This is a genomic window from Bacillus sp. PK5-006, from assembly GCF_054161415.1.
In genome coordinates, this window is sequence record NZ_CP096414.1 from 1,321,204 (window position 1) to 1,343,860 (window position 22,657).

At 41.2% G+C, this 22,657-nt stretch carries 25 protein-coding genes; 20 read left to right on the forward strand and 5 right to left on the reverse strand.

Going from position 1 to position 22,657, the window contains the following annotated elements; genetic code table 11:
• Positions 1 to 46 precede the first annotated feature (46 nt).
• The 5 genes from M1D84_RS06760 (at position 47) to M1D84_RS06780 (ending at position 3,327) form a co-directional block, all read left to right on the forward strand.
• Positions 47 to 970 carry a PLP-dependent cysteine synthase family protein gene (locus M1D84_RS06760; protein ID WP_151040126.1) on the forward strand — a complete coding sequence of 308 codons (924 nt, stop codon included), beginning with the start codon at positions 47 to 49 and terminating at the stop codon, positions 968 to 970.
• A 1-nt stretch (position 971) separates the two neighbouring features.
• Positions 972 to 2,120, forward strand: a complete 1,149-nt coding sequence (locus tag M1D84_RS06765; protein WP_024423100.1) for a bifunctional cystathionine gamma-lyase/homocysteine desulfhydrase — start codon at positions 972 to 974, stop codon at positions 2,118 to 2,120.
• Positions 2,121 to 2,192: 72 nt separating this feature from the next.
• On the forward strand, positions 2,193 to 2,423 hold the full coding sequence (locus M1D84_RS06770) for a YrhC family protein (RefSeq protein ID WP_034279976.1): 231 nt from the start codon (positions 2,193 to 2,195) through the stop codon (positions 2,421 to 2,423).
• 448 nt (positions 2,424 to 2,871) lie between these two features.
• Positions 2,872 to 3,006 carry a YrzI family small protein gene (locus tag M1D84_RS06775; RefSeq protein WP_065214597.1) on the forward strand — a complete coding sequence of 45 codons (135 nt, stop codon included), beginning with the start codon at positions 2,872 to 2,874 and terminating at the stop codon, positions 3,004 to 3,006.
• A gap of 159 nt (positions 3,007 to 3,165) precedes the next feature.
• On the forward strand, positions 3,166 to 3,327 hold the full coding sequence (locus M1D84_RS06780; RefSeq protein ID WP_155267112.1) for a hypothetical protein: 162 nt from the start codon (positions 3,166 to 3,168) through the stop codon (positions 3,325 to 3,327).
• A 43-nt stretch (positions 3,328 to 3,370) separates the two neighbouring features.
• Here the strand turns inward: M1D84_RS06780 and M1D84_RS06785 are convergent, their stop codons facing one another.
• Positions 3,371 to 3,496 carry a YjcZ family sporulation protein gene (locus M1D84_RS06785; protein WP_008342643.1) on the reverse strand — a complete coding sequence of 42 codons (126 nt, stop codon included), beginning with the start codon at positions 3,494 to 3,496 and terminating at the stop codon, positions 3,371 to 3,373.
• 268 nt (positions 3,497 to 3,764) lie between these two features.
• Between M1D84_RS06785 and M1D84_RS06790 the strand changes: the two genes are divergently transcribed.
• The 9 genes from M1D84_RS06790 to M1D84_RS06830 all read left to right on the forward strand — a co-directional run bounded on the left by M1D84_RS06790 (position 3,765) and on the right by M1D84_RS06830 (position 14,586).
• The gene (locus M1D84_RS06790; protein WP_216100496.1) at positions 3,765 to 4,367 is read left to right on the forward strand and encodes a class I SAM-dependent methyltransferase; all 603 of its coding nucleotides are present in this window, start codon (positions 3,765 to 3,767) and stop codon (positions 4,365 to 4,367) included.
• A gap of 401 nt (positions 4,368 to 4,768) precedes the next feature.
• Positions 4,769 to 5,983, forward strand: a complete 1,215-nt coding sequence (fdhA, locus tag M1D84_RS06795; RefSeq protein WP_024423097.1) for a formaldehyde dehydrogenase, glutathione-independent — start codon at positions 4,769 to 4,771, stop codon at positions 5,981 to 5,983.
• Between the two features lie 98 nt (positions 5,984 to 6,081).
• A complete protein-coding gene (locus M1D84_RS06800) occupies positions 6,082 to 6,855 on the forward strand; it encodes a class I SAM-dependent methyltransferase (protein ID WP_458106431.1) in 774 nt (257 codons plus the stop codon).
• A 724-nt stretch (positions 6,856 to 7,579) separates the two neighbouring features.
• Positions 7,580 to 8,143, forward strand: a complete 564-nt coding sequence (locus tag M1D84_RS06805; protein WP_332284107.1) for a GNAT family N-acetyltransferase — start codon at positions 7,580 to 7,582, stop codon at positions 8,141 to 8,143.
• Positions 8,143 to 9,861, forward strand: coding sequence for an ABC transporter ATP-binding protein (locus M1D84_RS06810; protein WP_197172647.1), 1,719 nt, complete (start codon positions 8,143 to 8,145; stop codon positions 9,859 to 9,861). Before M1D84_RS06805 ends, M1D84_RS06810 begins: the two co-directional genes overlap by 1 nt.
• A 316-nt stretch (positions 9,862 to 10,177) precedes the next feature.
• The gene (locus M1D84_RS06815; protein ID WP_332284110.1) at positions 10,178 to 10,927 is read left to right on the forward strand and encodes an SDR family oxidoreductase; all 750 of its coding nucleotides are present in this window, start codon (positions 10,178 to 10,180) and stop codon (positions 10,925 to 10,927) included.
• Positions 10,928 to 11,298: 371 nt separating this feature from the next.
• On the forward strand, positions 11,299 to 12,519 hold the full coding sequence (locus M1D84_RS06820) for an MFS transporter (RefSeq protein ID WP_122631828.1): 1,221 nt from the start codon (positions 11,299 to 11,301) through the stop codon (positions 12,517 to 12,519).
• Between the two features lie 70 nt (positions 12,520 to 12,589).
• Positions 12,590 to 13,630, forward strand: a complete 1,041-nt coding sequence (locus M1D84_RS06825) for a 2,3-butanediol dehydrogenase (RefSeq protein ID WP_025092841.1) — start codon at positions 12,590 to 12,592, stop codon at positions 13,628 to 13,630.
• Between the two features lie 125 nt (positions 13,631 to 13,755).
• Positions 13,756 to 14,586 carry a manganese catalase gene (locus M1D84_RS06830; RefSeq protein WP_122631829.1) on the forward strand — a complete coding sequence of 277 codons (831 nt, stop codon included), beginning with the start codon at positions 13,756 to 13,758 and terminating at the stop codon, positions 14,584 to 14,586.
• Between the two features lie 35 nt (positions 14,587 to 14,621).
• Here M1D84_RS06830 and M1D84_RS06835 read toward each other — a convergent pair whose 3' ends face one another.
• The 4 genes from M1D84_RS06835 to M1D84_RS06850 are packed head-to-tail and all read right to left on the reverse strand — an operon-like array spanning position 14,622 to position 17,664.
• The gene (locus M1D84_RS06835) at positions 14,622 to 15,335 is read right to left on the reverse strand and encodes an amino acid ABC transporter permease (RefSeq protein WP_122631830.1); all 714 of its coding nucleotides are present in this window, start codon (positions 15,333 to 15,335) and stop codon (positions 14,622 to 14,624) included.
• 12 nt (positions 15,336 to 15,347) lie between these two features.
• Positions 15,348 to 16,046 carry an amino acid ABC transporter permease gene (locus tag M1D84_RS06840; RefSeq protein ID WP_122631831.1) on the reverse strand — a complete coding sequence of 233 codons (699 nt, stop codon included), beginning with the start codon at positions 16,044 to 16,046 and terminating at the stop codon, positions 15,348 to 15,350.
• Positions 16,043 to 16,903, reverse strand: a complete 861-nt coding sequence (locus tag M1D84_RS06845; RefSeq protein ID WP_122631832.1) for an amino acid ABC transporter substrate-binding protein — start codon at positions 16,901 to 16,903, stop codon at positions 16,043 to 16,045. Before M1D84_RS06845 ends, M1D84_RS06840 begins: the two co-directional genes overlap by 4 nt.
• Positions 16,900 to 17,664 carry an amino acid ABC transporter ATP-binding protein gene (locus M1D84_RS06850; RefSeq protein ID WP_024423086.1) on the reverse strand — a complete coding sequence of 255 codons (765 nt, stop codon included), beginning with the start codon at positions 17,662 to 17,664 and terminating at the stop codon, positions 16,900 to 16,902. The genes M1D84_RS06845 and M1D84_RS06850 overlap by 4 nt, the downstream gene beginning before the upstream one ends.
• A gap of 144 nt (positions 17,665 to 17,808) precedes the next feature.
• On the opposite strand from M1D84_RS06850, the gene M1D84_RS06855 reads away from it, so the two are divergent.
• The 6 genes from M1D84_RS06855 (at position 17,809) to M1D84_RS06880 (ending at position 22,600) form a co-directional block, all read left to right on the forward strand.
• Positions 17,809 to 18,972, forward strand: coding sequence for an acyl-CoA dehydrogenase family protein (locus tag M1D84_RS06855; protein ID WP_024423085.1), 1,164 nt, complete (start codon positions 17,809 to 17,811; stop codon positions 18,970 to 18,972).
• A gap of 170 nt (positions 18,973 to 19,142) precedes the next feature.
• Positions 19,143 to 19,886: a BPU family class D beta-lactamase gene (gene blaBPU / locus M1D84_RS06860; RefSeq protein WP_458106464.1), complete on the forward strand. Its 744-nt coding sequence runs from the start codon at positions 19,143 to 19,145 to the stop codon at positions 19,884 to 19,886.
• A gap of 112 nt (positions 19,887 to 19,998) precedes the next feature.
• Positions 19,999 to 20,532, forward strand: a complete 534-nt coding sequence (locus tag M1D84_RS06865; protein WP_238549980.1) for a hypothetical protein — start codon at positions 19,999 to 20,001, stop codon at positions 20,530 to 20,532.
• Positions 20,533 to 20,707: 175 nt separating this feature from the next.
• Positions 20,708 to 21,055 carry a YxiJ family protein gene (locus tag M1D84_RS06870; protein ID WP_024423083.1) on the forward strand — a complete coding sequence of 116 codons (348 nt, stop codon included), beginning with the start codon at positions 20,708 to 20,710 and terminating at the stop codon, positions 21,053 to 21,055.
• 246 nt (positions 21,056 to 21,301) lie between these two features.
• Complete coding sequence (locus M1D84_RS06875; protein ID WP_029706160.1) at positions 21,302 to 22,171, forward strand: alpha/beta hydrolase; 870 nt, start codon at positions 21,302 to 21,304, stop codon at positions 22,169 to 22,171.
• A 72-nt stretch (positions 22,172 to 22,243) separates the two neighbouring features.
• Entirely contained in the window at positions 22,244 to 22,600 is a 357-nt protein-coding gene (locus M1D84_RS06880; protein WP_029706158.1) for a winged helix-turn-helix transcriptional regulator, read from the forward strand.
• The last annotated feature ends 57 nt before the right edge of the window (positions 22,601 to 22,657 follow it).

Genomic DNA, 22,657 nt, shown 5'->3' on the forward strand with positions numbered 1-22,657 from the left:
AAGAAGGGGTTCCCCCCTTCTTTTCCATACAAAGGAAGGGAATCATATGGCTGTCATAAAGGATATTACTGAATTAATTGGCCGCACACCGCTTTTAAAGCTGTCAGGGATTGGCGTCCCAGAAGGCGTTGAGGTGTATGCAAAGCTTGAGATGATGAATCCAGGTGGAAGTATTAAGGATCGTTTAGGTGACATGCTCATCAGAGAAGCATTAGCATCTGGCAAACTGCGTCCAGGCGGAACTATTATTGAAGCAACTGCTGGAAACACAGGAATTGGGCTTGCCCTAAGTGCAAGAAAGCATCAATTGCAGACCATTTTTTGTGTACCAGAACATTTTAGTCAAGAAAAACAACAACTGATGAAGGCGCTCGGTGCAGAGATTATTCATACGCCGAGAAAAGAAGGCATGAAGGGTGCGATTGATCGAGCCCTTGAATTAGAGGCAAGCCTTGACAATGCCTATTGTGTTTTACAATTTAAAAACCAAGTAAATCCATTGACTTACTACAGAACGCTCGGTCCCGAATTATGGTCCGACTTAAAAGGGAATATCGATGTATTCGTGGCGGGAGCAGGATCTGGCGGAACTTTTCAAGGTTGTGCCGCCTATTTAAAAGAGCAGAATCAGGCGTTAAAAACAGTGGTTGTGGAGCCTGAAGGATCAATTTTAAATGGAGGGGACCCGGGTCCGCATAGAACGGAAGGAATTGGCCTTGAATTTATCCCAGATTATATGGAGCAGGCTTTATTTGATGAGATTTACACTGTCAGTGATGATGATGCGTTTCGAATGGTGAAAGAAGCAGCTGAAAAAGAAGGTGTTCTCATCGGCAGCTCTTCTGGTTCCGCTTTATATGCCGCTTTAGAGGAAGCAAAGAAAGCAGCACCTGGGACAGTCATTGTCACCATTTTTCCTGACAGCAGTGAGCGATATTTAAGTAAAGGAATTTATGAGGGAGGAAAATAGAATGAAACCAAAAACAATGATGATTCACAGCGGAACAACGGGTGATGAAAGAACAGGCGCCGTGTCTGTGCCGATTTACCAAGTAAGTACTTATAAGCAGCCGAAAGCAGGCGAACATACGGGGTATGAATACTCCAGAACAGCAAATCCAACAAGAACTGCCCTGGAAACAGTCATTCGTGATCTTGAAGGAGGAGCAAGCGGCTACGCATTTGGTTCAGGGATGGCAGCCATTACGGCTGTGATGATGCTGTTTAACAGCGGAGATCATATTGTGCTGACAGATGACGTGTACGGCGGAACCTACCGCGTCATCACAAAGGTGCTAAACCGCATTGGCATTACTGCAACCTTTGTTGACACAAGTGATCCTGAAGCAGTGAAAAAAGCCATTTTACCTGAAACAAAAGCCGTTTACATTGAATCGCCAACCAATCCTTTACTCAAAATGACAGATCTAAAAGCCATCGGCGAATTGACAAAGGAAGCCAACATCTTGATGATTGTCGACAATACATTTTTCACACCGTATTTCCAAAAGCCGATTGAATATGGCGCAGACATTGTCTTGCACAGTGCGACTAAGTATTTAGGCGGCCATAGTGATGTTGTAGGCGGGCTTGTCGTCACAGCGACGAAAGAGCTTGGAGAAGAACTGCACTTTGTTCAAAACTCGACAGGCGGAATTCTTGGACCGCAGGATTCATGGCTTCTCATGAGAGGGATGAAAACGCTTGGACTACGAATGGAAGCACATCAACAAAATGCACAGAAAATCGCTGAGTTTTTAAAGCAGCATGCAGCCGTCACACGTGTTTATTATCCAGGTCTCGATACTCACCCTGGACATGAACTTGCGAAAACACAAGCATCCGGCTTCGGCGGCATGATCTCTTTTGATATTGGAAAAGAAGAACATGTCGATGTATTTTTAAGCCAGCTTAAGCTGTTTACAATCGCAGAAAGCCTTGGAGCGGTTGAAAGCTTAATTTCTGTCCCTGCCCGGATGACCCATGCGTCCATTCCAAAAGACCGCCGGGAGGAGCTTGGCATCACAGATGGTTTAATTCGTATTTCCGTCGGAATTGAAGATGTGGATGATTTACTACATGATATCAAGCAAGGACTAAGCGCACTGGCGAATGGATAGATTTACATGCTCCTCGCTTTCTCTCACTATGTTAAGCTATGAATAGACATTGATAACTGGAAGGTGAAACAAGTGAAGAAAAAGTGGAGTGATTTAGTGACAGATTACAAGCAGTACGCTTTTATTTTGCTTGCTGTCAGCACCTTTTTATATATTGGTACGATCTTACCGAACCAGCACATCGAAGCATCTCCAAAAATGCTGATGATGGGAATAGATTGTGTTTTCTTATTAGCAGCTTTTGTTTGTGTTAAACGCGCGATTTTCTTTCAAAAGAAACTGCAAGAATTAGATGAAGATTAATTCGAAAGCCTCCTCATTTGCCTGAGGAGGCTTTTTTTATTGTATTGGATAATCGGACAAGAATAACTGTAGAAATTTAGTCAAAAACACAAAATTCATCTATATTACTAAAAACAGGTTTACAAAATGGTGCTTGCTGGATATACTTACAAAGTAATTAAAAAAACGTAAAGGAGGCTGAAGAATATGTTATTCGTATCTACTTGTGATCAATTCAACCAACAATTTCATCATGTCATCAGCCTGTGGAAGAGTTCGTGTCCTTCCTTTGCCTTATACGGTGCACGCTTCAAAACTGTTTAAGTAAACGAGGATTTCACACGTATCATCCATTGCAGGTTGGAAGACACTGTCTTTTGATCTGCATTTTTGTGTGCCCGCAGGTCAACTGATAAAGAAGATCTGCGGGCTATTTCGCGTGCTGCGAACTGAAGGGAGGTGAGCGTATATGACAATCCATTTATTTTTTATTACTTTGACGATTAAGCGGAAATACAAGGACATTGAGACCGTTCTTTACGAACAAGAAGTCGAAACAATTTATGAAGAAATGAAACAGAAACAACTAAAGTATATGAACTAAAACAGGAAATGAAAAATGTGAAAAGGAGGAGATTGACATGTTTATGATGCTTGCCATGCTTGATTGTTATACGATGGAGAAGGACCAGGTTTAGACACGCTCCACATTGATCACCTGCACATATGATACCGTAAAAGGTGATTGTGAGGTGATCAATGAATGTCGATGTCACCATATATGAGATTTCCGTCTGTGGGGCACGGGTATGCATCTATTCCGCATTCCTTAAAGCACGGATACGGCAATCCATACCGCATGCAAAGAGAGCAAGAGGAAATGCTCAGACGTTATATGTATCAGTACCGGACTTATTGGTATTAAAGAAAAGGAGCAGGAAACCATGACGTTTCCTGCTCCTTTTACGTTAGCAAATCCAGCTTGCACCAATGATGATCAACAAAATGAACAGTACAACAAGCAATGCGAATCCGCCTGCAAAACCGCCACCGTAGCCACCGCAGTAGCCTCCAGAATAACCGCCAAAGCCCATAATCTAGCACCACCTTTATCTAATCAAGATACATTTATAAATTATGCAGCTCATGCAGAAAACGAAATCAATCTGAGCACAAATAATGAAAACGCCTATTCAGGTTAAAAAAATTTTCACTTTCTGCGAAACATTTTCTGAAAAGGAGCGTCTTATAAAAGACAAATAAATTAGGACTAGGTCTTAATTTTTGTTAGGTGAGAGCCGATATGAAAAGTAAGAAAATTTGTAAATAGTTTTATTTACTGGTGAAAAGCAGGTGTTAACATTGATTCAAAGCTGGATTGGAAAACAAATGAGGGAACCAAAAGGCTTGTTCTCAAAATGGGTTGCCCGCTATATGGAAAAAAATCATCATAATATCAATGAATGGACGATTCAACTCTTAAATATACAAGAAAATGACCGAATTTTAGAAATTGGGACTGGAAGAGGCATCACCTTATCAAAGGTAGCTGAAAAACTTGACCGCGGAAAAGTATATGGAGTGGATGCCTCTCACCATATGATTAAATATGCAAAAAGAAAACATAAGAAGCTTGCGGAACAGGACAAAGCCGTCATTACGCTTGGTAAGGCTGAGCAATTACCTTTTGAAGACAGATCATTCAATAAATTATTTACGGTACAGACGATCTATTATTTGAAGGATATTGAGCAAGTCATGAAGGAAGTGTACCGCGTCCTTCAAGTGGATGGAGAAGTATTTTTATCTTTCCAAAAGCAGGAGCTGATCAACGAACAAAAACGGTCAACATCTTTTTCATCGTACAGTGAAGAAGAGATCAGCCGTCTGTTTTCAGCATATCACTTTAGAGAAGTCTCGGTTTATCACTATGATACATACATCTGTATCAAAGCCTTAAAATGATGAAAATATTTCCCAGGTAATGAACAAGCACTCAAAAAAGAGGCTCTTCGTCAGAGGAGCCTCTTTGCCTGCAATAAAAAAAGGTTCTTCATCAGAAGAGCCTTTTGTATGTGATATAGGCGCCAGCCAGGTGTGTAAGGAATGATAGTATATATAAGGAATTTGTTTGTCGATTAAGGATACCTGTCTGGCTTATTTCTTATATCGACACCGTTCTGCAAAAGTTTAGCTTTTTTTTCAATATTTTCTTTTTTATTTCGCTGAAAGACACATTTTTCTTTCTCACATAGACATGTGCCTCCCTCTTTTTCACATAATGTGCTGTTTGAAGAAGGAAATTGCTTAAGAAATAGAGAAAATTGTAGAGACTTCATTTTTAAACAAAAGGGAGGAATGAAATCATGTCGGGAAACAAAGGTGTCGTTTATAAAGGAGCAGGAAAAGTAGCAGTTGAGGATATTGGATACCCTGATTTGGTCTTAAAAGACGGCCCGGGTGTACCTAAAGCCAATGTGGGGCGCAAATGTGAGCATGGCGTCATTTTAAAAGTAGTGACGACGAATATTTGCGGAAGTGATCAGCACATGGTGAGAGGGCGTACGACTGCACCTGAAGGACTTGTCCTTGGTCATGAAATTACAGGTGAAGTCGTGGAAGTTGGGCGAGATGTGGAGTTTATTCAAAAAGGAGATCTCGTGTCCGTTCCGTTTAATATTGCATGCGGACGCTGCGTCATGTGTAAGGAACAAAAAACCCATGTGTGCTTAAATGTAAACCCGGACCGCCCAGGCTCTGCCTATGGATATGTAGATATGGGCGGATGGGTTGGCGGCCAATCCGAGTATGTCATGGTTCCATATGCAGATTTTCAACTGCTCAAATTTCCAGACAAAGATCAAGCGATGGAAAAAATACTTGATCTCACGATGCTTTCCGATATTTTCCCGACAGGTTTTCATGGTGCTTATACGGCTGGAGTAAAGCCTGGTTCGACCGTATATATTGCAGGTGCTGGGCCAGTAGGTCTTGCAGCAGCACATTCGGCTCAGCTTCTTGGCGCATCTGCTGTGATTGTTGGAGATCTGAATGAGCAAAGACTGGAACAGGCAAGAAGCTTCGGCTGTGAGACGATCAATCTACGAAAACATGATCGAATCGGCGAACAAATTACGAATATTTTAGGGGAGCCAGAAGTTGATTGTGCCGTCGATTGTGTCGGCTTTGAAGCTTCGGGTCATGGAGACCAGGGAGAAGCACCAGCAACTGTTTTAAATACGATTATGGATATTACTAAAGTTGGCGGCAAGCTTGGAATTCCAGGGCTTTATGTCACAGAAGATCCAGGAGCAGTGGATGCCGATGCAAAAGTCGGCTCTCTGAAAGTGCGAATTGGACTTGGCTGGGCGAAAGCTCATACCTTTGTGACAGGTCAAACCCCTGTTATGCAATATCATCGCAGTCTAATGAAATCCATTTTAAGCGGCAGAGCACAGATCGCTAAAGCCGTCAATGCGACCGTCATTGACCTTGATCAAGCCCCTAAAGGATATAGTGACTTTGATTCGGGTGTGGCGAAGAAATTTGTCATTGACCCGCACGGGATGCTTTCTCGATAATTTTTAACATGAAAGGAGCCGCTCAATAAAATGGGACGGCTCTTTATTGTGGAAAATCACATAGAATATACAAATCCATTTCAAGGGGGAGGAATTAGATGAATTCAGATCAAGCCAAAAGAAGGGTTGTAGAACAATTTGGGAGAAATGCAGAAAAGTATGTGACGAGTCAAACTCATGCAAAGGGAGCAGACCTGGATCTAATCGTTGAATGGACAGCTCCAAAAGAAAGCTGGATCGTCCTCGATATAGCAACTGGTGGCGGGCATACCGCAAAAGCATTGGCTCCATATGTGAATCAAGTATTTGCGACGGATTTAACGAAAGAGATGCTTTCGCATACATCACTTCATTTAAAAGCGTATCCACAAATTTTTTATGTAGTAGCGGATGCAGAAAGCCTTCCTTTTTTAGATGGCACATTTGATATGGTTACATGCCGAATTGCAGCACACCATTTCCCGCACCCTGAACAGTTTGCCAAAGAGGCATCTCGCGTATTAAAGTCAAATGGTCTGTTTTTCTTTATTGATAATGTTTCGCCAAGTGATGAAGAGCTTGCACTATTTATCAATGAGCTGGAACGATTGAGAGACCCAAGTCATGTGTCCTGTCTATCTACAGAACAATGGCGGGAATTGTTTTATAAAGAGGGAATAAAAGAAGTAAGATCAATGGAACGAAAAAAACGTTACCCTTTTCAAGAATGGGTCAAGCGAACAACGAAAACTTTAAAGGAAGAAGAGATCGTTACAAAATACATGTTAGATGCTAACGAGAAAATAAAGCAATATTATAGATTGAACATGACAGAAGATCAAATAGAATCAATAGAGGTGGATGACTGGATTGCTCTTTTCAGGAAAGGGTAAAAGTAAATCATTCATACGAGTCATTGAAAGGAATTAATCATATGCTACATTTTAAAGGGAAAACCGTCATCATCATAGGCGCAGCCAATGGTATTGGTTTCTCGATAAATGTTTAACAATAAAGAGCCGCTCCATAAATGGGACGGCTCTTTATTGTGGAATTCACATTGAATATACAATACATATCAACGAAAGAGATACTTTCTAAGGTTTCTTCATAAGATCCTTGATGATAAATAATCTCATAGAACCCAGCTGGTTTCATTCTTGCTGACGGTCATATAGGCGACAAATAGGCAGCTCACATCTCCAGACTCCTCATTTAAGTCATCTCTTTTTGCATACACAATACCGTATTTTAATCCCAAGTTTTTTAAAAAAATGGCGTAGATTGCTCGTAAAGTTTCTCCGTTGTACCGACCAACCTATTTTCTCGTCGCTTTACATAAGAGGTTTAGCTGATAATGATTTCTTCGAATATATTTTTCATTTCTTTCTTTACTCTAGGGTTACTCCATACTTTACACTATTTCTTGTGAACTTAACATGACCTAACATTCGATCTCTACTAACTTGGCTTGGTAAATGGTTGGGTTTCTCAATGAAATGGAGTAATAAGGCGGAAGGTTGGATTCGAAAATACGGAGTCTAGCCCATTATAGTCAGCTATTTTTAACAGTCGGTCGAATATTTTAATCAGTTTAAAAGAAAGGGTTTTTTAGAAATGACAAAACTAAATCAACAAATGACATTAGCACCTGTACCGCAGGACGAGCTAGCAGCATTTAAGGCAGAATTACAAGAGGCATTTATGAAGGGGTTACAAGATCGTTTTACAGATGCGGAAGATCCGGCAGAAATGGGACCAATCCCGTCTGAGGAAGATTTCAATCATTCACTTACTGCTAAAGAATCGGTTGTACGTCAACTTTTACTAAACGCCGAAAGAATTGGTGGTGTCGTATTGAAAATGAATAACGAAACCCAGCGAAACGAAGTGGATTTCCTGTATACAAGGGCAAATGCACATGGCAAAGGTCTTGGCACTAAAATGTGGCAAGCGATAGAAGCAGCGTTCCCAGAGACGAAGGTTTGGGAGCTGCACACACCATATTTTGAAAAGCGTAATATTCATTTTTACGTGAATAAATGCGGCTTTAAAATTGTTGAGTTTTATCACCAAGGCAACCCAGGACCTAATGTTGAAGGCAAGGAGCCGGAATCGGATGAAGAGTATGAGTTTTTCCGTTTTGAAAAGGTCATGACGAAAGTGAGCAGTGAATCATAATGCAAGGGAAAATCTCACAGCTTTGGATTTTGATGAAGCGCAGTCAAATGGCGAATAGTCAATTAGTTCTTTTATTTTTTATAAGTATCGTAGAGGTGGCAGCTGGACTTGCTGTGCCACTACTCACAATGAAGCTTATTAACCAAATTTCAGATACTGGTTTTGCATTAACATCACTCTTACCAGTCATTGTTGTTTTAATTATACAGGCGATGCTTAGTGCCGTTACATTTTATATGATGCGTCGTTTAGGTGAAGGAGTTGTCGCGAATTTACGAACAGAAGTATGGGAGCATATGCTGCATTTACGATTAACATATTACGATGCACATGAATCTGGCGAAACGATGAGTCGAATTACGCAGGATACAAACGTCGTAAAGGAGTTTGTAACGGAAAAGCTCGTATCGTTTGTATCAGGGCTTTTTGCGATACTTGGTGCAATCGTTGTTTTATTGTGGATTGACTGGAAAATGACGCTGCTGCTACTGATCGCCGTACCACTCACAATTTTTGTGACGTATCCGCTAGGGGAAAAAATGTACGCGATTTCGAAAGCCAATCAAGATGAGTTGGCAGGATTTGGCGGACGATTAGGGAGAATTTTAACAAACATTCGCCTTGTGAAAGCTTCACAAACAGAGCAGCAAGAGCTAGCAGGCGGAGAAAAGCAAATTCAGCAGCTGTACAAGTATGGATTAAAAGAAGCAAAAATTGTTGCGATTCTTTCACCACTTATGACGCTTCTCATGATGGTTGTGATCATTGCGATTTTTGGGTATGGCGGTTCACAGGTTGCTTCAGGTGCCATTAGTTCTGGCGAGCTTGTGGCAATCATGATTTATTTAGTACAAATTATTATGCCATTTACACAAATGGCGACATTCTTTACTGATTTACAAAAAACACTTGGCGCAACAGAGCGTATTGTCGAGGCTTTAGATGAGAAGCGTGAAGTCCAAGACGGTAAACCGGTAACTGCGGCGTCACAGCCGATTCATTTTGAAAATGTGTCGTTTAAGTACAACGAAAAGTACGTGTTAAAAGATATGACGTTTACGTTAAAGCCAAATGAAACAACGGCCTTTGTCAGCCGAAGTGGTGGCGGGAAAACGACCATGTTCTCCCTTATTGAACGTTTTTATGACGTGTCATCAGGTGCGATATTGTATGGCAAAGAAAACATTGAGCAATTTAATTTAACAGAGTGGCGTGGGCTGTTTGGCTATGTAAGTCAAAATGCACCATTATTAAACGGAACGATTCGTGACAACGTCATGTACGGGACGAATGGAGCAAGTGAACAAGAGGTACTTGCCGCATTAAAAGCAGCCTATGCCTATGATTTTGTCATGCAGCTGGATAAACGCCTCGATACAGAGGTTGGTGAAGGAGGTATTAAGCTTTCAGGTGGTCAAAAACAGCGTATTGCGATTGCTCGTGCGATTTTACGAAATCCGAGAATCTTATTACTTGATGAGGCGACATCGAACTTAGATAACGAATCAGAGCGTGAAGTGCAGCTTGCTCTTCAAGCGTTAACGAAAAACCGGATGACGATCATCATCGCCCATCGGTTATCCACGATTACAAGTGCAGACCAAATCCTTGTCTTTGAAGATGGACGCTTGTCAGGTCAAGGCACACATGAAGAATTACAAAAAACACATCCGTATTATCAACAGCTTTGGCAAAATGGTCGTTTAACTGAAGATTAAACGAAAATGTTTCGAGTCAGTTGCTTTCGTGTATTCTTTGGGACAGAACAACATCCTACTTCCTAAATCTTAATCATTTTATATATTCAATTAGATTCTAAATAACAACAAATCAAGAGATGGACGACCTTTGATTTCGCTATAATACGCTTTTTTCTTATCTACGATAAATGAGAAATCAATTACTGCTCAATTTTACGAAGCAGGTGACCTCTTTGACCAGTTGATCTAGTCATACAAATTCAGTTTTGTGCCGAGATTCCTCAAAATGATATGATAGACGACAACATCTCATGGAGAAAGGATTGGATGAATGATGAATTTTCAACATAAAACCGTCATCATCACAGGCGCAGCCAATGGTATTGGTGAAGCGATCGCCTGCGGTTATGCAAAAGAAGGGGCGCGTGTGGTGCTTGCGGATATAGATGAAGAGAAGGGGAAGCGTTTGGAGGAGCAGCTGAGAAAAGAGTCCTTTGAAGTTTATTTCATTAAAACAGATGTGAAACAGGAGAAGGATATTCAGCGCTTAATGTCGTTTGCGGTGGAGCACTGCAAAACAATTGATATTCTTATTAATAATGCCGGCGTCATGTGCACAGCATCGCCTTATGAGTTAACGGTCGATGAGTGGGATCATGTGCTGCATACAAATGTAAGAGGGACTTTTTTATGCGCTAGAGAAGCAGCACGTTACATCAAAGAGAATCCAAACGGCGGTTCCATTGTGAACATTTCATCTACCCGTGCGGCCATGACAGAGCCCTATACAGAAGCATATGCTGCATCAAAAGGCGGCATTTCCGCGCTTACTCATGCCTTGGCAGTTTCTTTTAGTCAGGATCACATTACGGTAAATAGCATTTCCCCTGGATGGATTGAAACGAAAGATGAGAAAAGTCTTCGAGAAATTGACCATCAGCAGCATCTTTCCAATCGAGTCGGCACGCCAAAGGATATTGTGAAAGCCTGTTTTTATTTAACAGATGAAGACAATCAATTTGTGAACGGCACAGATTTGGTTGTTGATGGCGGCATGACTAGGAAAATGATTTATGCGGATTAACATGAAAAAAACATTGACGCTTTGATCGAGGCGCAGTACAATATGTAACAATTCAGCTGAAGATCGTGATGAAAAAAAGACAAAGCGCAAATAGAGAAGAGTACATCATAGCTGCCCCACACAGAGAACTCCGTGAAGCTGAGAAGGAGCTGGGAAGCATGATGGAACCAAGCCTCTTAGCTCTGCACCGGATTCCCTCGGATGGTGGTGCAGCGAACTTCTCCCGTTACAGAGAAGGGTGAATGATCACCCGCTAAGGTTCATCTGGCAACAGATGAATGAACTGAGGTGGCAACGCGGAGTAAATCCCGTCCTCAAGACAGACATGTCTTGGGGGCGGGATTTTTTTATGACAAATAGGGGGGACAATGATGAAAAAACATTGGCGGGATATGAGTATTTTACTTGGAGCCATCGGGATCGCGAACATAGGAGAATGGATTTATATGATTGCCCTCCATCTGCTTATTTTTCAAGAAACGGGCTCTGTACTTGCTGTAACAGCAGTTTATTTGCTAAGACCGGCTGCTGCTCTTTTGACCAATAGCTGGTCCGGCAGTTTGATTGACAGGCTGAATCAGCGGAAAGTGATGATCAGTTTAGATATTACCCGTGCTCTGCTCATTGCATGCATCCCTTTTGCCTTATTTTCAGGACATCTGCTCATTCTGTATGTCATGGTGTTTTTCATACAGATGGCACAAGCGATGTTTCATCCAGCGTCGATGGTGTATATGACAGGACTCATCCCGGCGGATAACCGAAAACGGTTTAATGCCATTCGCTCTTTATTACAATCCGGTGGATTTTTACTTGGGCCCGCAGCAGCAGGTCTGCTCTTTCTCATCGGGACGCCTGTTCTTTCAATTTATGTAAATGCCATCTGCCTGTTGATATCTGCACTGTTAACGATGTGTTTACCGAATTTGCTCAAAACAGATGCTGCCCAAAAGCGGTTTTCCCTTTCAATGTTAAAAGAGGATGCAAAGCTTGTTCTGCGTTTTAGTCTGACGTCACGCCAGATCATGACGGTATATTTATTATTTAGTGCGGCGATAACGGTCCTTCCTACGGCCATAGACTCACTTGAAACAGCCTTTGCAAAAGAAGTATTGATGCTGACTGATACACAATATGGCCTTCTTGTCAGTATAGCTGGAGCGGGTATTATCGCAGGGGCAAGTCTTAATTCGGTCATTGTCGAAAGGCTGTCAGTTTCGCTGATGCTTGGAATCGGCAGTTTGTTTGTGGCGTTTGGCTATCTTATTTATGCATTTTCCAGCAGTCTAGTTGCAGCCGCCGGTGGATTTTTTATATTAGCCTTCTTTTTAGCATTTGCGAACACAGGCTTTATGACGTTCTATCAAACGAATATTCCTGTAGAGGTGATGGGGAGGGTAGCCAGCTTTTATGCTTTGGTTGAAGCCATTCTGACGATGGCCATGACAGGAATATTTGGCGGACTCGCTCATATTTTATCGATCAGAATCTCCGTCATCATTGGGTGTATATGTATGCTTCTAATCTGTCTATTGTTATGTTTTGTCATCTTTCGTCCATTGACTGTCAAAAAAATAGTGCATCCTACTTAGAAAATTAAAAAAATTATGTTATCATTATTTAAGTAAGTTAATTAAATTGATGAGAAAAGGAGTCTTACAAATGAAAGCACTACGCTGGCACGATCAAAAGGACATTCGACTAGAGGAAATTGATGAACCAACAGTTGCTCCAGGAAAAGTGAAACTGAAAGTAAAATGGTGTGGCATTTGCGGTAGTGATTTACATGAATATTTAGGCGGACCGATCTTCATTCCTGTGAATGAACCTCATCCACTTACAAAAGAAAAAGCACCAATTACACTGGGACACGAGTTCTCTGGTGAAGTTGTTGAAGTAGGAGAAGGCGTGAGCAATTATAAAGTAGGCGATCGAGTGGTTGTTGAACCTATTTTTGCAACTCACGGCCATCAAGGTGCTTATAACTTAGATGAAAACATGGGCTTTTTAGGGCTTGCCGGAGGCGGCGGTGGATTCTCTGAATATGTATCAGTCGATGAAGAATTACTTCATTTATTACCAGACGAAATCTCATATGAGCAAGGCGCGCTTGTCGAGCCTTCTGCGGTTGCTTTATATGCGGTTCGTTCTAGTAAAGTACAAGCTGGGGATACAGCGGCTGTGTTTGGCTGCGGACCAATTGGTTTACTTGTCATTGAAGCATTAAAAGCAGCTGGTGCTACTGATATTTATGCAGTTGAATTATCAAAAGAACGTCAAGAGAAAGCAAAAGAGCTTGGAGCGATCATTGTAGATCCTTCTCAGTATGAAGATGTTGTTCAAGAAATTGCTAGCCGCACAAACGGTGGCGTCGATGTTTCTTTTGAAGTGACAGGTGTACCTGTTGTATTGAAGCAAGCAATCCAATCAACTAGAATTTCAGGCGAAACAGTCATTGTAAGCATTTGGGAAAAAGGCGCTGAAATTATGCCGAATGACATTGTCATTAAAGAACGTACAGTAAAAGGAATTATCGGCTACAGAGACGTATTCCCATCTGTATTAAACTTAATGAGAAAAGGCTATTTCTCTGCAGACACACTCGTCACGAAAAAAATCAAGCTGGACGATGTGATTGAGGATGGCTTCCATGCATTAATCAATGAAAAAGATCAAGTGAAAATTTTAGTCAGTGCTGAATAAGTAAGATAACAAAGAGGATGGCATAAGCCATTCTCTTTTTTTATGTGATCAGGTCATTTTCATAATGAGAGCTGCGGTTGAATAGTGATAAGTGAAAAGATGTTTTTGATAAGGGAGATGACATCATGTTTTATCACATCAAAGAATTGCAATATGAAGCAAAGCCCTCAAAACCTGATCCGCTTTACGCGAAAAAGCTGCAAGAAGTATTAGGCGGTCAATATGGTGAAATCAGTGTGATGATGCAATATTTATTTCAAGGGTTTAATTGCCGGGCAGACCAAAAATATAGGGATTTATTATTTGATGTTGGGACAGAGGAAATTGGTCATGTCGAAATGCTGGCGACAATGATCGCACGTCTACTTGATAAAGCACCGGTAAAAGAACAGGAACAGGCGTATCAAAGTGATCCAGCACTTGCAGCTGTTATGGGCGGAATGAATCCGCAGCATGCAATTGTTGCCGGTTTAGGGGCGATGGCAGCGGATAGTCAAGGGTATCCTTGGAATGCCAAGTATATCATTGCAAGCGGAAATTTAATGGCTGATTTCAGGGCCAATTTAAATGCAGAATCACAGGGCCGTCTTCAGGTGACAAGACTTTACGAAATGACAGATGACCGCGGCGTCAAAGATATGCTCTCCTTCCTCATTGCTCGTGATACATATCATCAAAATATGTGGCTTGCGGCAATTAAAGAATTAGAAGAGCGAGAAGGGGATGTCGTCGTACCAACCACCTTCCCTCGTTCATTAGAAAAACAGCAAGTATCCTATGACTTGTTTAACTTCTCAAGAGGGGAAGAAAGTAAGCAAGGCAGATGGGCACATGGTCGCAGTATGGATGGAAAAGGAGAGTTCAGATATATTTCTGCACCTGTCGTTTTCGGCTCTGCACCAAAGCTCAAACCCGCACCAAAAGAACTGTTTAACACACCAAAAAAGGGTGAATAAAAAAGTCGATCAGGTTTTTGTGCCTGATCGACTTTTTAACGTCCGAGAGTTCTTCCGTATACGCTGACACGTTTCTCTAATAATGCAAAGGCTAATTCAAAGACAATGCTCAGCATCCAATAGATCAAAGCAGAGACGAGATAAGTTTCTAAAAACTGATAGCCGTCATTTGCAATGATCCGGGAAATACCCATGATTTCGAGCACCCCAATTGTAAACGCAAGAGATGTCGCTTTTAATAGCTGAACGAGCTGATTGCCTAGGTTTGGTAAGGCCACAACAAATGCCTGCGGTAAAATAATGCGTATCATCGCCTGACGTGTGGTCATGCCTACAATTTTTGCCGCTTCAAGCTGCCCTTTGTCTACTGCCAGAAGTGCACTTCGGACCACCTCTGTTAAATGAGCGGCTGAATGCAGGCTGAAGGTAATAAGAGCAACGGCTAATGGGGAGACCATATCCGGGTGAAAGGTCAGCCCAAATGTGCCGCTCATGTTACTTAGAACAAAAGGAAGCCCATAAAAGAAAGCGAACAGTTGAACAATAAGCGGCGTACCTCTAAAAAAGGAGACGTAGAGCGTAACGAGCTGTCTGAGTACAGGGATGCGAAAGAGACGAATGAAAGCAAAAACAGATCCGATCACAAGACTCACAGCCATGGAAACTAGTGCAATTAATAAGGTGAAAGGAACACCTTTTAGAATATGTGGTACTTGGTCAATCGCAAATGGAATATCAATGGTTTGCATCAAATCGCCTCCTTAACGTGACAGGCTGGTGCGGCCTTTTACAAATTTCTTTTCAAGCAGCATGGTGACTAGTTCAATGCTCATACAAATGAGCCAGTACACAATCGCAATGATCACATACACTTCAAACATGCCGATTCCATAGTTATTTCCTAAGATGATCTTCACCTGTCCCATCATATCGATGAGTCCGATCGTAAAGGCAATCGCCGTGTCTTTCACAAGATCAATGGTGTAATTTCCGAGGTTTGGCAGGGCAATGAGAAAGGCCTGCGGGATAATGATCCTGATCAAGGCCTGTGTATCTGTCATCCCAACAATGTAGGCGGCTTCCAGCTGATCCTTCCCAACAGACGAATACGCACTGCGAAAAACTTCAGATAAATAAGCCCCCGTATGTAAAGAGAACGTCATCATCACAAATAACACACGATCCCAATGATTGATTTGAATCCCTGCCACAAGTAAAAGCTGGGGCAGGCCAAAATAAATCAAGAACAACTGAACAATTAATGGCGTACTTCGTGTAAAAGATAAATAAATAATAGCCAATTGCTTCAGCACTGGGATTTGTTTAATACGAATGCATGCAAATAAGAGCCCTATTATGATGGCGAAAAACAAAGACACTGCAATAATGAGAAAAGTGAGTGGCAGGCGTTCAAGCACCTGTAAAAAGATTCGCAGCCAATCTCCAGCTGTAAACGTCATGATGCTTCCTTCCTTTCTTCATATTGATAGCCTTGCTCTGAGATGTAGTCAATATCTTGAAAGAAATCAACCCCAAACCACTTTTTGGCAAGCTTAGGCAATGTTCCATCATCAATCATCTCTTTTGTAACCCGGTCCAAATCTGCTGCAAGCTGTTTTTGACTTGGCTGTAAGACAAGATAGATCGGCTCCTTTGACACAATCCCGCCCACTTTGACCTTCAGGTTCAGATGCTTTTGAATGGTATCAAAGGTCGAAATATTCATAAAGGCCGCATCGGAACGTCCGCTTTCAACGCGCTTTAAGTTGAGTTCATTTGAAGGGCTTTCAATGGTTGTCAGCGGAATATCTGGATCATGTTCTTCATTATATTGATTTAAAATGGAACGTAATCCACCGCTAGGACTGACAGGAGCCAGCTTTTTAGATGTCATATCGTCAAGCGATTGAATATCCCGGTTTGATTCATTCACAATTAATCCTGTCATCGAATAGCCATACGGAACTTTAGGGTAAAGAAACCGTTTTTCACGTTCAGGGTTACTGAAAAACCAATTAGCTGCCATTTCAAATTTCCCAGCGCCAACACCAATAAGGTTGGATTCTTCTTCGCCAAAGATGTATTCAAAATGTATGTGCGGAAGTCTTTTTTCCACTTCATTTAAATAATCAATGTTATAGCCAATCGGTTCGTTTCGGTCATTTGTGGCTAAAAAGGGTGGATTGACCTCTGCACTCAGTGCGACTTTTACAATTTGTTTTCCATCATCTGTTGTTGTTTTCACACTGCTGCAGCCAATCAGAGAGAGGAGAATCAGAAGGACACCAGCTGTCATGAATGCTGTCTTTTGCTTCATATGTCTTCCTCCGATCCTTGCCACATTCCGCGATGAATCCTGGATAAAAATTGTTTTGTTCGTTCATGCTGAGGCTTCATGAGGACGTCTTCTGGTGAGCCTTTTTCAACGATTTCCCCATCTGCCATAAAGATCACCGTATCCGCTACGTCCTTTGCAAACGAAATTTCATGCGTCACAATGACCATCGTCATCCCTTGGCTCGCAATATCTTTGATCATTTCAAGGATTTCTCCGACCATCTCTGGGTCCAATGCGGACGTTGGTTCATCAAACAAAAGCACCGCAGGATTCATCGCAAGAGCGCGGGCAATTCCAATCCGCTGCTGCTGACCGCCAGATAATTCACTTGGAAATGCATCCTTTTTATGAAGCAGTCCAATCCGCTCTAAAAATTGCTCTCCAACCTTTTCTGCTTCTTTTTTAGACATGTTTTGGGACACAATCAATCCCTCTGTAATATTTTCAAGTGCGCGTTTATTTTGAAACAAGTGATAATGCTGAAATACCATGGAAGATTGCTGCCTTAGTTTTAAAAGATCTTTTTTATGATATCGTTCAAATTGAATCGTGGCTTCTCCAACAGTCAGCTCTCCTTTGTCTGGAATATCGAGGCTGTTTAAACTGCGGAGAAGTGTTGTTTTTCCTGATCCGCTCGGTCCAATAATTGCGACCACTTCACCTTCTTGTACGGTGAAATCAATGCCTTTTAACACATGGGTCTGCCCATAAGATTTATGTAGATTAGTAGCTGAGATCATAAAAGCATCACGTTCCTTTGACAGATGTACTTAATATTGATAAAATTTAACACATTAAATCCTATAAGTAAAGTGTGTTTTATTCATTCCAATTGGAAAAATGAGATATCATAGATTGTAAGAAACAGAGGAGTTGGATACGTTTTGTCTAAAGCATTATTTGTCGATACCGATTTTCAAAAAACATGGCTTAATCAGCTGGAATCTCTTCGTGAAACGATCGAACAAAACGCAAAAAAACATGATGAAGGCGCTTATTTTCCTAAACAGAATATCGAATCATTAGTAAACATGGGATATACAGCCCTGTCTCTTCCCGCTGAATATGGAGGCGGGGGTCAATCTGTAACGGATATGGTTCTATTTCAAGAAACCCTAGGCAGCATGGACGGAGCAACTGCCTTATCGATTGGCTGGCACCAAGGAGTTGTTGGTGAAATTTATGAAAAGAAACTATGGAATGAGAAGCAGCTGCAATTCTTTGCGGAAGAAGTGAAGAAGGGCGCCCTTGTCAACCGCGCTGTAAGTGAGGCGCAGACAGGCAGTCCAACAAGAGGCGGCAAGCCTGGGACAACAGCGATGAAATCAGGTGATCGCTGGGTGATCAACGGACGTAAAATTTTCACTACGATGTCACCAGCTCTCACATACTTTTTAGTCGGCGTATGGATTGAAGAAAAAGAGGCGATGGGCTTCTTCTTAATTCACCGTGATACAGAAGGTGTTTCTATAGAAGAAACATGGGATGTTGTTGGCATGAGAGGAACAGAAAGTCATGATTTAATCTTAGATCAAGTTGTGGTTTCAGATGACATGCTTGTTGAAGTGCAAAAAGGACCTCGGGGCGGTACGTTAAACCCTTGGATCGCACATATCCCTTCCTGTTATTTGGGGATTGCGCAAGCGGCAAGAGATTATGCAGTTCAGTATGCCATCACACATTCGCCGAACAGTATCAGCGGAACGATTAGTGACCTGCCAAATGTCCAAACACTGATAGGCGAAATTGATTTACTATTAAAGCAAGCACGCCACGTCATCTATTCAACGACAACATTGTATGAAAAGCCTGAGAAAAGAGAGCTGTTAATCAATGAATTCGGTGCTGTGAAGCATACAGTCGTAAATCATAGTCTGCAAGTGGTTGATAAAGCCATGCGTTTAGTCGGTGCAAAAAGCTTGAGCCTAGACTGTCCGCTGCAGCGTTACTATCGAGATATTCGTGCTGGGCTCCATAACCCGCCAATGGATGATATGACCATTTCAAAAATCGCGAGGCAGGCCATAGAAGAGAAAAAAGAAAGCTAATATGATCAGAAAGCCGGATGAAACCGGCTTTTTTTATTTGGCAGAAAAGAGGACAAGCGTACCTTATGTCTCATCACTCAGGCATGCTACAATCGATACAAATCATAGGAAAAGGAGCGGTTTTTTTGAAGAAAAAGCATATGAAATGGCTGTTTTCAGGCTTCATGTTGATGGCACTTTGTATCGGCCAGCCTTCATCAAGTGAGGGAACATCACCAGCGTGGTCAGTAGATGAATTCATGAAAGACCGGGAAGGCACATTTGTCATCCAAGAAGTAAAAGAAAAATCGCCATGGGCGTATAACAAAAAAAGAGCGAACAAGCGCTTTGCCCCACAATCAACATTTAAAGTGGCAAATGCCCTCATCGGACTCCAAACAGGCGCAGTGAGAGATGAATATGACATCAAATATTGGGACGGAGTAAAAAGAGAGATTGATAACTGGAATAAGGATCATACACTGGGCTCTGGCATGAGAGATTCAGTCGTCTGGTACTATCAAGCCATGGCGCGTGACATCGGAGAAGAACGCATGAGTCATTGGGTGAAAGCCATTCATTATGGGAACGAAGACATATCTGGCGGAATCGATCAATTTTGGTTAAGCAGTTCGCTGCGCATTTCTCCAGTAGAACAAGTCCATTTCCTCAAACAGCTATATGAAGAAAGTCTCCCATTTGACCTATCTGTCATGAGAACCGTCAAACGAATGATGATACAAGAAGAAGAGAAACATGCCACCCTATACGGAAAAACAGGCTCCGGCTCAGGCATTGGCTGGTACGTAGGTTTCATCAAACATGAAAACAAAACCTATATCTTCGCCACAAATATCGAAGGCACCGGGCTAGAAGCAAAAGAAATTACCTATCGTATTTTGAAAAAATATCATTTGATTGAAGCATCCGTTTAGGATGCTTTTTTTATATATAAAAGGTGATATTTTGATAAGATGATGATATATGGTTTAGTTTTAGGAAAATAATAGTGAAATCACTTGAGTGTTGTAGAAAGGATGCTTTTGCTTGAACCAGCCTGAGCACTTATTTATTCGTTCAGAAAAAGAATTCAAGTTCTATCAGAATTTAGTGGATCATGTATTTGAACAAAATAAAAGGCTGCCGCAACAAGTCTTCCGTAAAAATTTTGATTGTTTTTTGTTTCAAGAGTTTGAGTGGGCATTAAGTGATGATATTTTACCTACAATCAAGGATTTATTAAATTCAACAAGTGATAGAGAATTTTTGACCGCAGTCCTTAAGCCAGATCCAGTTGATTATTATTTTAAGGAGTTTGGTTATTACAATTGGCTGAAAGCGAGTGTGAACATTTCCGGTGAGGATTATGTAAATGCACTATGGACGCACCCAAAAGGTTCTATAGCGGATAATATAATTACGAACTCAAACATAGTGGTTTGGTTATCCCGTTCTTTGCAGTGGGCGATTCTAGCAGATAGAAATTTGGAAATTTGTGTAATAGGTATGGTATCAAAAAAAGATTGTCCCCAAAATATTTTATTAGAAAAAGGATGGAAACCCAGGATCATTCCGTTTTAGCAAATTGGTTAGAACTGTTATTGAAGGTTCAAAAAACATTCAATGAATATTTCAGTCAATTCTTATCAAATTATTCGTAATGTTACTTATGGTTTAAATTGGGAAGTATCAATTACTAATGATAGACAAAGAAATGATTATCAGTAATGTCTATATATAAAAGGAGCATAAGGCCATGAACATCAGCCAAGATAAAACAGCATTAATCAATGATTTGAAGCAGCGCTATCAATATTGTTTTCATTCAGATTACCCTGAAGAGATCCTATCTTTTGAGGAGGAAACTGGTCTGTGGTCCGATGATTTTTATGAATTTTTCACTCTTGTGACAGGCAGCTTAAGTTATGTGATCGATCATAAACGAATTCCCAAAAAACAGTTAAACGTGCTGCGTCAGTCATTTGAAGAGCAATACCCTCAAATCAAATCATTTCAACACGTCCTTGAATCGTATCCTTTATTACATTCCTATATCCAGTACCATGAAGAAACAAGAAAACGAATCATTGCATTGATAAAATAACCTCTTGGAGATAAGCTATGACATTGGTTTTTAGATGAAAAATCCAGAATCTAATTCCTGTTTTCGATGTCAACCCTCTAGAGCAAATCAATGAATTTCACCACTTTAAGGAGTATAATAAATATTACGACTTGACCAATTGTTTTGCTCTTGCACATCACATACGAATCTAGTATCAAATGAATCGTGCTAGTTTCTCTACATATCTGCTACTCATGCTTCCCCATCCCAACATAGAAAGGTGCAATGACATTGAATCGAATCATGAAATGGCTCTTATTTGCGGCGGTCATCGCTGGTTTATTGGTATGCGCATTCTTTGTGTTCCGTTTCAACCAGCCTAAGCCGACAACCAATATCCATTATGCAGACACACAAAATAAACAGCAAACACTCGATATGTATATGCCAAAGGGCAAAGATGAAGACAAAAAGAAGAAGCATCCTGTGATGATCTATCTCCATGGCGGAGGCTGGACAGGCGGCGATAAGAATAGAGTCGCTTCAAAGGCTGATTATTTTACAGGTCAAGGGTATGTGTTTGTTTCGATGAATTACAGGCTTCACCCTGATGCTAATTACGAGCAGATGGCAGATGATACAGCAAACGCCATTAAATGGGTGAAGGATCATGCGGATGAATATCAAATTGATTCATCAAAAATCAATGTCATGGGTCACTCAGCGGGCGGTCATTTGACGGCGCTGGTTGCCACAGATTCGACCTACTTAAAACGTGTGGGGCTGTCGCCAAAAGCGATCAATTCCATCGTGATTTTAGATGGGCCGTTAAACCTCAATCAATTTATACAAGCCATCCCATCGTACAAAAAAGTCTTTGGCAAACAAAAGGAGAACTGGACAAAGGCATCACCTGTCACTTATATGAATCAAAAGAATGTACCGCCTGTCTATTTGGTGACGGGCTGGGAAAATCCTGAGGTGTACCGATTTGCTGAAAAACTGAATCATGACAAAGGCTCTCGATTTGTTTTTCGTGTTCATACGCTAAGCCACAGTGACCTGAACAAATGGTTTGGATCAGACAGAGCGCCAAAAGAAGCACAAAAAATGACAGAGGCTGTGATGGCTTTTGTCAAAAAACAAAATCAATAATAAAGACCGTATGCTCGGGCAATTCTTTTTGCCGCAGTATAATGATAAAGTGGTTTGAAATTAAAGGAGTGTATGTTGTTGTCATCACGAATGGAAAATAAAGTGTTCAATTGCGAAAAAGAGCTGACGCTGAATATTATCGGCGGTAAGTGGAAAATGCTGATTTTATGGCACCTTGGCAGAGAAGGAACAAAACGTTTTGGTGAGTTAAAGTCGTTAATGCCTGGGATTACGCAAAGAATGCTTGTCAATCAGCTAAGAGAATTAGAGGAAGATCACATTGTTCATCGGGAGGTTTATCCTGTCGTCCCGCCAAAGGTTGAGTATTCTCTCACAGAATTAGGAGAAAGCTTAATGCCGATTTTAGAGGCGATGTATGATTGGGGAAAGCAATATCTGGGCAGCAATTTCTTAAAAGATGATAAATAGAAAGATGACCGATTGTAGACAAAGGGCTAAAATTACTTTATTTTAGCCCTTTGTCTT

Excerpts from the sequence above, each read along its gene's own strand:
- M1D84_RS06775 (WP_065214597.1), top strand. The coding sequence starts at position 2,872 with ATGACAATCCATTTATTTTTTATTACTTTGACGATTAAGCGGAAATAC.
- M1D84_RS06815 (WP_332284110.1), top strand. The coding sequence starts at position 10,178 with ATGAATTTTCAACATAAAACCGTCATCATCACAGGCGCAGCCAATGGT.
- M1D84_RS06875 (WP_029706160.1), top strand. The coding sequence starts at position 21,302 with ATGACATTGAATCGAATCATGAAATGGCTCTTATTTGCGGCGGTCATC.
- M1D84_RS06845 (WP_122631832.1), bottom strand. The coding sequence starts at position 16,903 with ATGAAGCAAAAGACAGCATTCATGACAGCTGGTGTCCTTCTGATTCTC.
- M1D84_RS06810 (WP_197172647.1), top strand. The coding sequence starts at position 8,143 with ATGCAAGGGAAAATCTCACAGCTTTGGATTTTGATGAAGCGCAGTCAA.
- M1D84_RS06805 (WP_332284107.1), top strand. The coding sequence starts at position 7,580 with ATGACAAAACTAAATCAACAAATGACATTAGCACCTGTACCGCAGGAC.
- M1D84_RS06835 (WP_122631830.1), bottom strand. The coding sequence starts at position 15,335 with ATGCAAACCATTGATATTCCATTTGCGATTGACCAAGTACCACATATT.
- M1D84_RS06880 (WP_029706158.1), top strand. The coding sequence starts at position 22,244 with ATGTTGTTGTCATCACGAATGGAAAATAAAGTGTTCAATTGCGAAAAA.
- M1D84_RS06830 (WP_122631829.1), top strand. The coding sequence starts at position 13,756 with ATGTTTTATCACATCAAAGAATTGCAATATGAAGCAAAGCCCTCAAAA.
- M1D84_RS06825 (WP_025092841.1), top strand. The coding sequence starts at position 12,590 with ATGAAAGCACTACGCTGGCACGATCAAAAGGACATTCGACTAGAGGAA.
- M1D84_RS06760 (WP_151040126.1), top strand. The coding sequence starts at position 47 with ATGGCTGTCATAAAGGATATTACTGAATTAATTGGCCGCACACCGCTT.
- M1D84_RS06850 (WP_024423086.1), bottom strand. The coding sequence starts at position 17,664 with ATGATCTCAGCTACTAATCTACATAAATCTTATGGGCAGACCCATGTG.
- M1D84_RS06785 (WP_008342643.1), bottom strand. The coding sequence starts at position 3,496 with ATGGGCTTTGGCGGTTATTCTGGAGGCTACTGCGGTGGCTACGGTGGC.
- M1D84_RS06780 (WP_155267112.1), top strand. The coding sequence starts at position 3,166 with ATGTCGATGTCACCATATATGAGATTTCCGTCTGTGGGGCACGGGTAT.
- M1D84_RS06820 (WP_122631828.1), top strand. The coding sequence starts at position 11,299 with ATGAAAAAACATTGGCGGGATATGAGTATTTTACTTGGAGCCATCGGG.
- M1D84_RS06840 (WP_122631831.1), bottom strand. The coding sequence starts at position 16,046 with ATGACGTTTACAGCTGGAGATTGGCTGCGAATCTTTTTACAGGTGCTT.
- fdhA (WP_024423097.1), top strand. The coding sequence starts at position 4,769 with ATGTCGGGAAACAAAGGTGTCGTTTATAAAGGAGCAGGAAAAGTAGCA.
- blaBPU (WP_458106464.1), top strand. The coding sequence starts at position 19,143 with ATGGCACTTTGTATCGGCCAGCCTTCATCAAGTGAGGGAACATCACCA.
- M1D84_RS06765 (WP_024423100.1), top strand. The coding sequence starts at position 972 with ATGAAACCAAAAACAATGATGATTCACAGCGGAACAACGGGTGATGAA.
- M1D84_RS06800 (WP_458106431.1), top strand. The coding sequence starts at position 6,082 with ATGAATTCAGATCAAGCCAAAAGAAGGGTTGTAGAACAATTTGGGAGA.
- M1D84_RS06870 (WP_024423083.1), top strand. The coding sequence starts at position 20,708 with ATGAACATCAGCCAAGATAAAACAGCATTAATCAATGATTTGAAGCAG.